The sequence below is a fragment of the Burkholderia metallica genome, assembly GCF_902832845.1.
Classification (GTDB): Bacteria; Pseudomonadota; Gammaproteobacteria; order Burkholderiales; family Burkholderiaceae; genus Burkholderia; species Burkholderia metallica.
Map to the genome: position 1 here is coordinate 323,049 of NZ_CADFDB010000004.1, position 13,810 is coordinate 336,858.

Below are 13,810 nucleotides of genomic sequence, written 5' to 3' on the forward strand. Positions count from 1 at the left end.
GTGAGGTCGATTCGTCATCAATTGCTGATCTGGCTGCTCGCGATCGTCGTCGCGGGCGTGGGCATCGCGGGCTGGCTCATCTACCGGCAGGCGCTCGCGGAGGCGAACGAACTGTTCGACTACCAGCTGCAGGAAATCGCCGCGGCGCTGCCGTCGGAGCCGTTCTCGCAGGTGTTCGGCTCGCGCACCAACGGCGACGAAGGCATCGTGATCCAGATCTGGAATCGCAACGGCGTGCTGATGTACTTCTCGCATCCGCGTGCGCCGATCGCGCCGCGCGCGGAGCTCGGCTTCTCGACCGAGCGCACCGATCGCGGCGAATGGCGCGTGTACGGTGCGATCGTTGGCGACAACGTCGTGCAGCTCGCGCAGCCGGTGTCGGTGCGCAACCGGCTGGCGGCGAACGTCGCGCTGCGCACGCTGTGGCCGCTGATCGTGCTGCTGCCGTTCCTCGGCGCGGCCGTGTGGGTGATCGTCGGGCGCGGGCTCGCGCCGCTCGGCCGCGTGACGCGCGCGGTCGAGGCGCGCCGGCCGGAAGCGCTCGATCCGCTGCCCGATGCGCGCCTGCCGCTCGAAGTGCAGCCGCTCGTGCGCGCGCTGAACGGGCTGCTCGCGCGGCTGTCGGCCGCGCTCGACACGCAGAAGGCGTTCGTGGCCGACGCCGCGCACGAACTGCGCACGCCGCTCGCGGCCGTGCAGATCCAGGCGCAGCTCGTCGCCCGCGCGAAGGACGACGCGTCGCGCCGCGAGGCGGTGGCGGATCTACAGGACGGCGTGTCGCGCGCGACGCGTCTCACCGAGCAACTGCTTGCGCTCGCACGCGCCGAACCGGATGGCGCGACGATGCGCGAGCCGGTCGACCTGCAGTCGCTGCTCGCCGAATGCGTGGCCGCGCTCGCCCCGCTCGCGCAGCGGCGCGGCATCGATCTCGGCTTCGAGGAAACGCGTGCGGCAAGCGTCGTCGCCGACGTCGGCGCGCTGCGCGTGATGTTCGGCAACCTGCTCGACAACGCGGTGAAGTACACGCCGGACGGCGGCCGCATCGACGTGTCGCTGACCCGCGACGCGGCCGGCCGCGCATGCGTGCAGATCGGCGACAGCGGGCCGGGCATTCCGGCCGACGAGCGCGAGCGCGTGTTCGACCGCTTCTACCGCGACAGCTCGGCGCGGGCGCGCACCGACGTGGCGGGCAGCGGGCTCGGGCTCGCGATCGTCAAGCGCGTGGCCGCGCAGCAGGGCGCGACGGTGTCGCTCGGCGACGCGGCCGCGGGCGGCCTGCTCGTCAGCGTCGTGTTCCGCGATGCCGAAATGCCGGCCGAGGCGCCGCAATCGTCGGCATCGGCCTGAAGCCGGCGCCGCGCGCGCCGGCGGTCGCTTAAGCCCCGCTTAAGGCGGATTAAGCCTCCTTTAAGTCAGGGTCGTTACGCTGCGTCCTAACAAAGAGGAGGTCCTACGATGAATACCCGATTCCTTGCGCGCGGCGCCGTCGCGGTCGCCGTGGCGGCCGCCCTGTCCGCCGGCTATGTGGCCGGCACCCGCCGCGCCGATCCGCAGATCATCACGCCCGCGCAGGCAGCTGCGCTGATGCCGGCCGAAGCAGCCGCGAAGACCGGCATCCCCGATTTCTCCGGGCTCGTCGAGACCTATGGTCCGGCGGTCGTGAACATCAGCGCGAAGCACGTCGTGAAGCAGGTGTCGCGGCGCGTGCCGCAGCCGCAACTGCCGATCGATCCGAGCGATCCGTTCTACCAGTTCTTCAAGCACTTCTACGGCCAGGTGCCGGGCATGGGCGGCGACGCGCAGCCGGACGACCAGCCGAGCGCGAGCCTCGGTTCCGGGTTCGTCATCAGCTCCGACGGGTACATCCTCACCAATGCGCACGTGATCGACGGCGCGAACGTCGTCACGGTGAAGCTGACCGACAAGCGCGAATACAAGGCGAAGGTCGTCGGCTCCGACAAGCAGTCCGACGTCGCGGTGCTGAAGATCGACGCGAGCGGCCTGCCGACCGTGAAGATCGGCGATCCGGCGCAGAGCAAGGTCGGCCAGTGGGTTGTCGCGATCGGTTCGCCGTACGGCTTCGACAACACGGTCACGTCGGGCATCATCAGCGCGAAGTCGCGTGCGCTGCCGGACGAGAACTACACGCCGTTCATCCAGACCGACGTGCCGGTGAACCCCGGCAACTCGGGCGGCCCGCTGTTCAACCTGCAGGGCGAGGTGATCGGCATCAACTCGATGATCTACTCGCAGACGGGCGGCTTCCAGGGCCTGTCGTTCGCGATCCCGATCAACGAGGCGATCAAGGTGAAGGACGAGCTCGTGAAGACGGGCCACGTGAGCCGCGGCCGCCTCGGCGTCGCCGTGCAGGGGCTGAACCAGACGCTCGCAAGCTCGTTCGGACTGCAGAAGCCCGACGGCGCGCTCGTCAGCTCGGTCGATCCGAACGGCCCGGCCGCGAAGGCCGGCCTGCAGCCGGGCGACGTGATCCTGTCGGTCAACGGCTCGCCGGTCGCCGATTCGACGTCGCTGCCCGCGCAGATCGCGAACCTGAAGCCGGGTTCGACGGCCGACCTGCAAATCTGGCGCGACAAGTCGAAGAAGTCGATCAGCGTGACGCTCGGCGCAATGGCCGACGCGAAGCTCGCGTCGAACGACGGCGGCCCGGTCGAGCAGGGGCGCCTGGGCGTGGCGGTGCGTCCGCTGTCGCCGCAGGAGCGCAGTGCCGACAGCCTGTCGCACGGGCTGATCGTGCAGCAGGCCAGCGGGCCGGCCGCCAACGCGGGCATCCAGCCCGGCGACGTGATCCTCGCGGTCAACGGTCGCCCGGTCACGAGCCCCGAGCAGCTGCGCGACGCGGTCAAGGGAGCGGGCAACAGTCTTGCTCTGCTGATCCAGCGCGATAATGCACAGATCTTCGTGCCGGTCGACCTGAGCTGACCGGTCGCGGCCGCGGCCGGCCAGGCCGGCTGCGGCGGGCGCCGACGTCGTTCGAATGCGCGACGATGCGCGCTGTATGTGTTCCGACCCCAAGGAGAGAGCCATGCAATATCTACGCAACGTGTCCCGATTTGCCGTCGCCGCGGCGCTGGCCGCCGGCCTCGCAGCCGGCGCGACCGGCGCGTACGCGCAGTCGGACGGTCTGCCCGACGCGATCCAGCAGGGCGACGTGTCCTTCGTGTCAGGCGGTATCGGGAAAGACCAGTCGACGGCGTTCGAGCGCAACGAAGCCGCGTGGCCGCTGGCGCTGCGCTTCACCGGCAAGGGCGGCGAGTTCCTGGCCGATGTTCATGTGCGGATCGTCGACGGCAAGGGCGCCGAGGTGCTGAAGGCCGACGCGCGCGGGCCGTACATGCTCGTGAAACTGCCGCCGGGGCGCTACACGGTGCATGCGTCCTACCAGGGTAGCGACGAGTCCCGTGCCGTCACGGTCGGTGCCAAGGGCGGCGCGAAAGCCGCGTTCCAGTGGAGCGCGCAGTAACGCGCCGCGTGCGGCCCGGGCCCGGGCCGCGCAATCGGACGAAGTTTCGCCCATAATGAAAGCCACGGCCGCGTGCCGTGGCTTTTTCGTTTCCTGCCCCCGGCCCGCCGGCCGCCCGAAGGAGAAACGATGTCCGATCCAGCCGACCCTCGACTCGAAATCGTGCCGAACCGTCATCGCGTGCGCGTGATCCATCGCGGCATCACGTACGCCGATTCGCAGGGCGCGCTGACCGTGCGCGAAACGGGCCTGCCGGACATCCACTACCTGCCGCGCAAGGACGTCAACATGCGTCGGCTCGTGAAATCGGCCGTCACGTCGGCCTGCCCGGTCAGGGGGAAGGCCGTGCATTTCGACTTGCAGACGGAAGACGGCATGGTCGAGAACGCCGCATGGAGTTACGAGGAACCGAAGGAGGGGGCGTCCGCGCTCGCGAGCTACGTCGCCTTCGATGCCGCACGGATCGACAGCCTCGTCGAGACGTCCTGATGCGGCGCGCGTTCGTCGGGGAGGCGTCATGGAACTGAACGACACATTACGCGTACCGCTCGCGCCGCCGGTCGTGCGGGAGGCGTTCGAGGATCTCGCGCTGCTGCGCGCGAGCTTCGACCATTGCGAATCCTTCGTGAAGCTGGCGCCCGGCGCGTTCGCGCTGACGATCACGGTCGCGCTCGGCCCGCTGCGCGCCCGCTACGACGTGCGTGCGCATGCGGCGGCCGAGCGGGGCGACGCGGAAGGGCAACCGCGCCGCGTGCTCAACTTCAAGGCGCGGGCCGACGGGCTCGGCGCGCTGCGCGGTCAGGTCGAACTCGTGCTGAGGCCGGACGACGACGCGAACGCCACGTGCATCGAGTACGTGGTCTGGGCGACGGCGAGCGGGCCGCTCACCGAGCTGCCCGGGCGGCAGATCGAAAATGCGCTGCGCGAATGGACCGACGATTTCTTCCGCGAATTCTGCGCGGTCGTCCAGGCGAAGCACGGGCTCGCGCCGAATCGCGCGCGCTCGGCCGCGCCGCGGCGCCAGCACGTGTTTCTGCGGCCGGCGGCGCTGGTGGCCGCGACCAAGCGCTCGCTGCCGCCGCATCTCGGCGGCGCGTTGACCGGGCGTGCCGCCAGTGCGCTCCCGCATCGCGGTTCCGGCACGGTGCCCGTCTGGGCGTGGGCCGCGATGATCGTTTTCGTCGCGCTGTTGCTTTACGCGGCGCGCTGGATCAACGGCGGCTGAGCGGCCGGCCGGTTTCCCGGCAACGTGCGCCCGCCGCGCGCGTTACCGCATCGCGTCGGCGCCCGTCACTACACCCGCGCCGCGAAATTCCCTTCGATACGCCGACGGCGACGTGCCGAGCGCGCCCGCGAAATGCTGGCGCAGCGACACGCTCGACCCGTAGCCGGCCGCCTGCGCGATCGCATCGATCGACTGCCCGGTGGTTTCCAGCAGATGCTGCGCGCGCGCCAGCCGCTCGGCCTGCAACCATGCGGTGACGGTCGTGCCGGTGGCCTGGCGGAAGTGGCGCGTGAACGTGCGCCGGCTCATCAGCACGCGTTCGGCGAGCGAATCGACGCTGTGCGCGACGTCGAGGTGTGCGCGCACCCAGTCGAGCAGGCCTGCGAGTCGCGCATCGCGCGGGTGCGCGGCGACCGGTTGCGCCACGTATTGCGCCTGCCCGCCCTGACGATGCGGCGGGATTACGAGGCGGCGCGCGATCCGGTTCGCGGCGTCCGAGCCGAAGCGCCGCCGCACGACGTGCAGGCAGCAGTCGAGCCCCGCGGCCGTGCCGGCCGACGTCATCAGGTTGCCGTCGTCCACGTACAGCACGTCCGGATCGAGCTTCACGCGCGGAAAGCGTTGCGCGAAGTCGTCGGCCCATGCCCAGTGCGTGGTGGCCGGGCGGCCGTCGAGCAGGCCGGCCGCGGCGAGCACGTACGCGCCGAGGCACAGCCCGACGAGTTGCGCGCCGCGCGCGGCGACCGCGCGGACGGCGTCGAGCAGCACGTCCGGCGGTGCTTCGTCCGGATCGCGCCAGGCCGGCACGATGACGATGTCCGCGTCGTCTAGCCCGTCGAGTCCGTATGGCGCGGTGATCGTGAAGCCGCCGGTCGTCGACAGCGGGCCGCGCTCGGCCGAGCAGACGCGGAACTCGAATACGGGCGACGTGGCCGCATCGCGCTCGTTGCCGAACACGACGGACGGCACCGACAAGTGGAACGGGCTGATGCCGTCGTACGCGATCACGGCGACTATGGTCGGAACCGGTAGGGCGGGCCGGGCGGACGAGGCGGCGGTCATGGCGGGCTCGGAAATCGCGATGGCCCGATTTTATCGAAGAATGGCTATCGGGCCACTGTCGGCATGCGCGATGCGCACCGACAATGCATCGCATCGCGCCGCTGGCCGTCCCGTTCCGGGGCGGGGCCGCGCTCCCGGACCAGGAGCCCGCCATGTCGAATGCCGTCCCGCCTTCCGTTTCCCGTTCCGCCGCTCATCCGGCTTCCCGTCGCGCGCTGATCGTGATCGACGTCCAGAACGAATACGTGACGGGCAACCTGCCGATCGAATACCCGCCGCTCGACGTATCGCTCGCGAACATCGGCCGCGCGATCGATGCCGCGCACGCGGCCGGCGTGCCGGTGATCGTCGTCCAGCACGTCGCGCCGGCCGGCGCGCCGATCTTCGCACCGGGCACCGATGGCGTCGCGCTGCACGCGGTCGTCGCCGACCGGCCGTTCGCGCATCGAATCGAGAAGAAGCAAGCCAGCGCGTTTGCCGGGACCGACCTTGCCGCGTGGCTCGACGCGCACGCGATCGACACGCTCGCGGTGGCCGGCTACATGACGCACAACTGCAATGCGTCGACGGTCTATCACGCGGCGCATGCGGGGCTGAACGTCGAGTACCTGGACGACGCGACGGGCGCGCTGCCGTACGAGAACGAAGCCGGCGCGGCGAGCGCCGAGGAGATTCACCGTGCGTACACGGTGGTGTTCCAGTCGAATTTCGCGGCCGTGATGTCGACCGATGCGTGGATCGCGGGACTGGCCGGCGCACCCATGCGAAAGCGCGATTCGGTCGCCGCGTCGAACCGGCGGGCGCGTGCGCAACGCGCGAAGGCGGCCTGAAACGGGCAGAAAGACAAGGAGGCGGGCCGCGCGCGGACGAAACCGGCGCGCCGCCCGGTGAAACGAACACCGCGCGCGAACGCTCGCCGTGCGGTCAGTCGCCGTCCTTCAGCATCGCCGGGCTGTAGCGCAGCATGTCGAAACAGCCGTCGACGAGCTTTTCCGCATGCTGCTCGGCGTCGATCTCGTCGGGCAGCATCAGCATGTCGCGCACGAATCCGCTGACGAGCGTGTGCAGCATCAGCGTCGCGCGCCACGTATCGAGCCGCTCGGGCAGCAGCTTGAGCCGCACCGCCACCGCGAGATCCGCATCGATCGCGTGCAACGCCTCGCTCATCCCCGCGCGGTTGCGCTGCAGCAGCGGCTCGAGGTCCGCGACGTATTCGCACTTCATGAACAGGATGCTGAACACGCGGCGCAACTGCGCGTCGCGCTGCACGCCGAGCAGGCACCAGATCAGGATCTGGCGGATCTTGTCGAGCGGATTGCCGCCCGGCGCGTCGAGCGGCATGCGCTTCAGCTCGTCGATCGGCAGAAACACGCGGTCGAACATCGCATCGAACAGTTCACTCTTGTTCGCGAAATGCCAGTAGATCGCGCCGCGCGTCACGCCGGCGTGCTGCGCGATGTCCGCGAGCGATGTGTGCGACACGCCCTTCTCGAAGAACACGTGCTCGGCGGCGTCGAGAATGCGATTGCGCGTCTCGAGCGCCTCCTCCTTGGTACGTCTGACCATGTGCAGGCCTGATTGGATCGATCGTAGGTGAATATAGGGTCTGCAACCCTCGGCGCCGTCATATAGACTGGCTATGCTTGCGGCTGGTAACAATCTGTAAGAATGGACAGCCGGCGGGGCATAAACGGGCTTTTTACATACATTCATGAATGTATATACAATACCACCCTACGATCGAATGACCCAAGTGGCAATCAGTTAATATCCCACTCTGCTGATTCCCGCCAAGTACCAAGTCCGCAGTTGCGGGGCAACCTGTCGGCACGGAGGTTTCGTGCCGCTTGCTGTATCTAGCAGTCCAGTAATTCAGGTGTTCGATCTGCGCCGTGAGGCGCATCCGTGTCGCGCTCGCTCCGGTCGGGTGCGGCACTTATTCCATTGGTTATACACAGAGGTCGCTCCATGCGCGTCGAACGGGTTCCATACCGCTTAATCACTGTCGCGACGGCCGCCGTTTTCCTGGCCGCGTGCGGGAAAAAAGAATCGGCACCGCCGCCGCAAACGCCGGAAGTCGGCGTCGTCACCGTCCAGCCGCAGGCCGTACCGGTCTACACCGACCTGCCGGGTCGCACCAGCGCCTTCCTCGTCGCGCAGGTCCGCGCGCGGGTCGATGGCATCGTGCTGCGTCGTGAGTTCACCGAAGGCACCGACGTCAAGGCCGGTCAACGCCTGTACAAGATCGATCCGGCGCCGTACATCGCCGCGCTGAACAGCGCGAAGGCGACGCTCGCGAAGGCGCAGGCGAACCTCGTCACGCAGAACGCACTGGTCGCGCGCTACAAGGTGCTGGTGGCCGCGAACGCGGTCAGCAAGCAGGACTACGACAACGCGGTGGCCACGCAAGGCCAGGCCGCGGCGGACGTCGCGGCCGGCAAGGCAGCGGTCGATACCGCGCAGATCAACCTCGGCTATACGGATGTCGTGTCGCCGATCTCCGGCCGTGTCGGCATTTCGCAGGTGACGCCGGGCGCATACGTGCAGGCGAGCCAGGCGACGCTGATGTCGACCGTGCAGCAGCTCGATCCGGTGTACGTCGACCTCACGCAGTCGAGCCTCGAAGGGCTGAAGCTGCGTCAGGACGTGCAGAGCGGGCGCCTGAAGACGAGCGGCCCGGGCGCGGCGAAGGTGTCGCTGATCCTGGAAGACGGCAAGACCTACTCGGAGCCGGGCAAGCTGCAGTTCTCGGACGTGACGGTCGACCAGACCACCGGTTCGGTGACGATCCGCGCGGTGTTCCCGAACCCGGGCCGCGTGCTGCTGCCGGGGATGTTCGTGCGTGCACGGATCGAGGAAGGCGTGAACGAGAACGCGTTCCTGGTGCCGCAGATCGGCGTCACGCATGACCAGAAGGGCCAGGCGATCGCGATGGTGGTGAACGCCAGCAACAAGGTCGAGCCGCGTCCGCTGAAGACGACCGGCATGCAGGGCCAGAACTGGGTCGTCGAAGGCGGTCTGCAAGCGGGCGATCACGTGATCGTGCAGGGCGGCGAAAAGGTGCGCCCGGGTGCGACCGTGAAGACCGTCCCCGCGCAGCTCGCACCGGCGGCCGACGCCGCATCGGGTGCCGCTGCGACCGCCGCGCCGGCTGCTGCCGGTTCCGGCGCCGCTGCCGCTTCCGGTGCTGCCGCATCGGGCGCCGCGCCGGCGAGTGCTGCCGCTGCTTCGAGCGCGCAATAACAGGGAGCCTGTTTCATGGCAAAGTTTTTTATCGATCGCCCGATCTTCGCGTGGGTGATCGCCATCATTCTGATGCTGGCCGGGGTTGCGGCGATCTTCACGCTGCCGATCTCGCAGTATCCGACGATCGCGCCGCCATCGATCCAGATCACCGCGAACTACCCGGGCGCTTCCGCGAAGACGGTGGAAGACACGGTAACGCAGGTGATCGAGCAGCAGATGAGCGGTCTCGACAACTTCCTGTACATGTCGTCCACCAGCGATGACTCGGGCAACGCGACGATCACGCTGACCTTCGCGCCGGGCACCAACGCCGACATCGCGCAGGTCCAGGTGCAGAACAAGCTGTCGCTCGCGACGCCGGTTCTGCCGCAGGTCGTGCAGCAGCTCGGTCTGTCGGTGACGAAGTCGAGCAGCAGCTTCCTGCTGGTGCTCGCCTTCAACTCCGAAGACGGCAGCATGAACAAGTACGACCTCGCGAACTTCGTGGCGTCGCACGTGAAGGATCCGATCAGCCGGTTGAACGGCGTCGGTACCGTCACGCTGTTCGGCTCGCAGTACGCGATGCGGATCTGGCTCGACCCGAACCGCCTGACGAACTACGGCCTCACGCCGGTCGACGTCAGCACCGCGATCAGCGCGCAGAACGTGCAGATCGCGGGCGGCCAGATCGGCGGCACGCCGGCGAAGCCGGGCACGATGCTGCAGGCGACGATCACCGAATCGACGCTGCTGCAGACGCCCGCGCAGTTCGGCAACATCCTGCTGAAGGTCAACCAGGACGGCTCGCAGGTGCGTCTGAAGGATGTCGCGAAGATCGAACTCGGCGGCGAAAACTACAACTTCGACACGAAGTACAACGGTCAGCCGACCGCGGCACTCGGTATCCAGCTCGCGACCAACGCGAACGCGCTGGCCACCGCGAAGGCCGTGCGCGCGAAGATCGACGAACTGGCGCCGTTCTTCCCGCACGGCCTCGTCGTGAAGTATCCGTACGACACGACGCCGTTCGTGAAGCTGTCGATCGAGGAAGTGGTCAAGACGCTGCTTGAAGGGATCGTGCTCGTGTTCCTCGTGATGTATCTGTTCCTGCAGAACCTGCGGGCGACGATCATCCCGACGATCGCGGTGCCGGTCGTGCTGCTCGGTACGTTCGCGATCATGTCGATGGTGGGCTTCTCGATCAACACGCTGTCGATGTTCGGCCTCGTGCTCGCAATCGGCCTGCTGGTCGACGATGCGATCGTGGTGGTGGAGAACGTCGAGCGCGTGATGGCCGAAGAGGGGCTGTCGCCGAAGGAGGCGACCCGCAAGGCGATGGGCCAGATCACCGGCGCACTCGTCGGCGTGGCGCTCGTGCTGTCGGCGGTGTTCGTGCCGGTGGCGTTCTCGGGCGGCTCGGTCGGTGCGATCTATCGTCAGTTCTCGCTGACGATCGTGTCGGCGATGGTGCTGTCGGTGCTCGTCGCGTTGATTCTGACGCCGGCACTGTGCGCGACGATCCTCAAGCCGATCCCGCAAGGGCATCACGAAGAGAAGAAGGGCTTCTTCGGCTGGTTCAACCGCACGTTCAACAACAGCCGCGACAAGTACCACGTCGGCGTGCACCACGTGATCAAGCGCTCGGGTCGCTGGCTCATCATCTATCTGGTCGTGATCGTCGCGGTCGGGCTGCTGTTCGTGCGCCTGCCGAAGTCGTTCCTGCCCGATGAAGACCAGGGCCTGATGTTCGTGATCGTGCAGACGCCGTCGGGTTCGACGCAGGAAACGACCGCGAAGACGCTCGCGAACATTTCCGACTATCTGCTGAAGGACGAGAAGGAAATCGTCGAATCGGCGTTCACGGTCAACGGCTTCAGCTTCGCGGGCCGCGGCCAGAACTCCGGTCTCGTGTTCGTGCGCCTGAAGGACTACGCGCAGCGTCAGCATGCGAACCAGAAGGTGCAGGCGCTGATCGGCCGGATGTTCGGGCGCTACGCGGGTTACAAGGACGCGATCGTGATCCCGTTCAACCCGCCGTCGATTCCCGAACTCGGTACGGCTGCCGGCTTCGACTTCGAGCTGACGGACAACGCCGGTCTCGGCCACGATGCGCTGATGGCCGCGCGTAACCAGTTGCTCGGGATGGCCTCGAAGGATCCGACGCTGCAAGGGGTGCGCCCGAACGGCCTGAACGACACGCCGCAGTACAAGGTCGACATCGATCGCGAGAAGGCGAACGCGCTCGGCGTGACCGCGGATGCGATCGACCAGACGTTCTCGATCGCATGGGCGTCGAAGTACGTGAACAACTTCCTGGATACCGACGGCCGGATCAAGAAGGTGTACGTGCAGTCGGATGCGCCGTTCCGGATGACGCCGGAAGACATGAACATCTGGTACGTGCGCAACGGGTCGGGCGGGATGGTGCCGTTCAGCTCGTTCGCGACCGGTCACTGGACGTACGGTTCGCCGAAGCTCGAGCGCTACAACGGTGTGTCGGCGATGGAAATCCAGGGTCAGGCCGCACCGGGCAAGTCGACCGGTCAGGCGATGGCCGCGATGGAAGGGCTCGCGAAGAAGCTGCCGGTCGGTATCGGCTACTCGTGGACCGGCCTGTCGTTCCAGGAAATCCAGTCCGGCTCGCAGGCGCCGATCCTGTACGCGATCTCGATCCTCGTCGTGTTCCTGTGTCTCGCGGCGCTGTATGAAAGCTGGTCGATCCCGTTCTCGGTGATCATGGTGGTGCCGCTCGGCGTGATCGGCGCACTGCTCGCGGCGACGATGCGCGGCCTCGAGAACGACGTGTTCTTCCAGGTCGGCCTGCTGACGACCGTGGGCTTGTCCGCGAAGAACGCGATCCTGATCGTGGAGTTCGCGCGCGAACTGCAGATGACGGAGAAGATGGGGCCGATCGAGGCCGCGCTGGAAGCGGCGCGCCTGCGGCTGCGTCCGATCCTGATGACGTCGCTCGCGTTCATTCTCGGCGTGATGCCGCTCGCGATCAGCAACGGCGCGGGTTCGGCCAGCCAGCACGCAATCGGCACGGGCGTGATCGGCGGGATGATCACGGCGACGTTCCTCGCGATCTTCATGATCCCGATGTTCTTCGTGAAGATCCGCGCGATCTTCAGCGGCGAGAAGGAAGACGTCGACGAGGCGCTGCGCCTGGCTCAGGAGCACTCGCACCACGAAGAGAAGCCGGGCAACGGCGACGAAGGCAACAAGGGACAGTGATGATGCAAAAACACGCTTTGACTGCAATCGCGGTCGCGCTCTTTGCCACGGGCTGCACGATGGCGCCGCATTACAAGCGGCCCGACGCGCCCGTCGCGCAGGCGTACCCGGCCGGCGGCGTCTACGCGACGCAGCCGGGTGCGGCCGGCGCGCGCAGCGCGAACGGGCAAGCTGCGACCGCCATCGGCTGGCGCGAGTTCTTCGTCGATCCGCGCCTGCAGCGGCTGATCGAGATCGCGCTGAAAAACAACCGCGACCTGCGCGTGTCGGTGCTGAACATCGAGGCGGCGCGCGCGCAGTACCAGATCACGCGCGCGGGGCTGTTCCCGACGCTCGACGGCACCGGTACGGGCACGATTCAGCGCTATCCGCAGGGTGTTTCGCCGACAAGGCAGGCAACCATCTCGCGCACCTACAACGTCGGGCTTTCGGCGTCGTGGGAGCTCGACCTGTTCGGCCGCGTGCAGAGCCTGAAGGACCAGGCACTCGCGCAGTACCTGTCGACCGCGTATGCGCGGCAGGCGTCGGAAATCTCGCTGGTGTCGCAGGTGGCCGACCAGTACCTGACGCTGCTGTCGACCGACGATCTGCTGAAGATCACCGAGAACACGCTGAAGACGGCGCAGGACTCGTACAACCTGACGAAGCTGCAGTTCGACAATGGCACGGGCTCTGAACTCGAGCTGCGTCAGGCGCAGACGGTCGTCGAGACGGCGCTTGCAAACCAGCAGGCACAGGCGCGAGCCCGCGCGCAGGCGTTGAACGCGCTGGTGCTGCTGATCGGCGAACCGCTGCCGGACGATCTGCCGCCGGGCATGCCGCTCGACGCGCAGAACCTGCTGGCGGACGTGCCGGCCGGCCTTCCGTCGGATCTGCTCACGCGCCGTCCGGACGTGATGCAGGCCGAGCAGACGCTGCTGGCCGCGAACGCGAACATCGGTGCAGCGCGTGCGGCGTTCTTCCCGAAGATTTCGCTGACGGCTGCGTTCGGCACCGCGAGCCCGACGCTCGGCGGTCTGTTCAAGGCCGGTACGGCGGCATGGTCGTTCGCGCCGAACATCGCGTTGCCGATCTTCGAGGGCGGCTCGAACATCGCGAACCTCGATCTTGCACACGTGCAGAAGCGCATCGAGATCGCGAACTACGAGAAGGCGATCCAGTCGGCATTCCGCGAAGTGTCGGACGGTCTGGCCGCACGCGGGACGTACGACCAGCAGATCGCGGCGCTCGAGCGCAACGAGCACGCGCAACAGAGGCGCTTCGACCTGTCGGACCTGCGTTACAAGAACGGTGTCGACAGTTACCTGTCGGTGCTGACCGCGCAGACGGATCTGTATTCGGCGCAGCAGTCGCTGATCAGCGCGCGTCTCGCACGCTGGACGAACCTGGTCGATCTGTACCGCGCACTGGGCGGCGGGTGGATCGAGCGGGCCGGCGAAGCGCCGCGCGCGCCGGATGCGCCGGTCGACTACGACAAGGCGGCCGCACCGGCGCCTGCGTCGGCAACTGCGACGAACGGGTAAGCGCTAGGAAGGCAGGCGCGGTTTATTGCGCCTGTTTTTCGAACCGGCTGTATGCGGAAG

Annotated in this window: 11 protein-coding genes; 9 read left to right on the forward strand and 2 right to left on the reverse strand. The window is 67.5% G+C overall.

Going from position 1 to position 13,810, the window contains the following annotated elements:
* The 5 genes from HWX08_RS14310 to HWX08_RS14330 all read left to right on the forward strand — a co-directional run bounded on the left by HWX08_RS14310 (window position 1) and on the right by HWX08_RS14330 (window position 4,706).
* The gene (locus HWX08_RS14310) at window positions 1-1,347 is read left to right on the forward strand and encodes an ATP-binding protein (protein ID WP_107309936.1); all 1,347 of its coding nucleotides are present in this window, start codon (window positions 1-3) and stop codon (window positions 1,345-1,347) included.
* Window positions 1,348-1,455: 108 nt separating this feature from the next.
* Window positions 1,456-2,940 carry a DegQ family serine endoprotease gene (locus HWX08_RS14315; protein WP_069257470.1) on the forward strand — a complete coding sequence of 495 codons (1,485 nt, stop codon included), beginning with the start codon at window positions 1,456-1,458 and terminating at the stop codon, window positions 2,938-2,940.
* 103 nt (window positions 2,941-3,043) lie between these two features.
* The gene (locus HWX08_RS14320; protein WP_069257469.1) at window positions 3,044-3,481 is read left to right on the forward strand and encodes a carboxypeptidase-like regulatory domain-containing protein; all 438 of its coding nucleotides are present in this window, start codon (window positions 3,044-3,046) and stop codon (window positions 3,479-3,481) included.
* Window positions 3,482-3,610: 129 nt separating this feature from the next.
* Window positions 3,611-3,970: a DUF427 domain-containing protein gene (locus HWX08_RS14325; RefSeq protein WP_107309935.1), complete on the forward strand. Its 360-nt coding sequence runs from the start codon at window positions 3,611-3,613 to the stop codon at window positions 3,968-3,970.
* Between the two features lie 28 nt (window positions 3,971-3,998).
* Entirely contained in the window at window positions 3,999-4,706 is a 708-nt protein-coding gene (locus HWX08_RS14330; protein ID WP_174921084.1) for an SRPBCC family protein, read from the forward strand.
* A 42-nt stretch (window positions 4,707-4,748) separates the two neighbouring features.
* On the opposite strand, the gene HWX08_RS14335 is transcribed toward HWX08_RS14330, so the two are convergent.
* Window positions 4,749-5,768 carry a helix-turn-helix domain-containing protein gene (locus tag HWX08_RS14335; protein ID WP_174921085.1) on the reverse strand — a complete coding sequence of 340 codons (1,020 nt, stop codon included), beginning with the start codon at window positions 5,766-5,768 and terminating at the stop codon, window positions 4,749-4,751.
* 152 nt (window positions 5,769-5,920) lie between these two features.
* Here HWX08_RS14335 and HWX08_RS14340 point away from each other — a divergent pair, with 152 nt between their 5' ends.
* Complete coding sequence (locus HWX08_RS14340) at window positions 5,921-6,598, forward strand: cysteine hydrolase family protein (protein WP_174921086.1); 678 nt, start codon at window positions 5,921-5,923, stop codon at window positions 6,596-6,598.
* A 94-nt stretch (window positions 6,599-6,692) separates the two neighbouring features.
* On the opposite strand, the gene HWX08_RS14345 is transcribed toward HWX08_RS14340, so the two are convergent.
* Window positions 6,693-7,334: a TetR family transcriptional regulator gene (locus tag HWX08_RS14345; protein WP_069257465.1), complete on the reverse strand. Its 642-nt coding sequence runs from the start codon at window positions 7,332-7,334 to the stop codon at window positions 6,693-6,695.
* 402 nt (window positions 7,335-7,736) lie between these two features.
* Here HWX08_RS14345 and HWX08_RS14350 point away from each other — a divergent pair, with 402 nt between their 5' ends.
* Genes HWX08_RS14350 through HWX08_RS14360 form a run of 3 tightly spaced genes read left to right on the forward strand, consistent with a single transcriptional unit; the run spans window position 7,737 to window position 13,750 of the window.
* Window positions 7,737-9,011 carry an efflux RND transporter periplasmic adaptor subunit gene (locus HWX08_RS14350; RefSeq protein ID WP_069257464.1) on the forward strand — a complete coding sequence of 425 codons (1,275 nt, stop codon included), beginning with the start codon at window positions 7,737-7,739 and terminating at the stop codon, window positions 9,009-9,011.
* Window positions 9,012-9,026: 15 nt separating this feature from the next.
* Window positions 9,027-12,227, forward strand: coding sequence for an efflux RND transporter permease BpeB (bpeB, locus tag HWX08_RS14355; RefSeq protein ID WP_069257463.1), 3,201 nt, complete (start codon window positions 9,027-9,029; stop codon window positions 12,225-12,227).
* Entirely contained in the window at window positions 12,227-13,750 is a 1,524-nt protein-coding gene (locus HWX08_RS14360) for an efflux transporter outer membrane subunit (protein ID WP_174921087.1), read from the forward strand. The genes bpeB and HWX08_RS14360 overlap by 1 nt, the downstream gene beginning before the upstream one ends.
* Window positions 13,751-13,810: the final 60 nt, after the last annotated feature.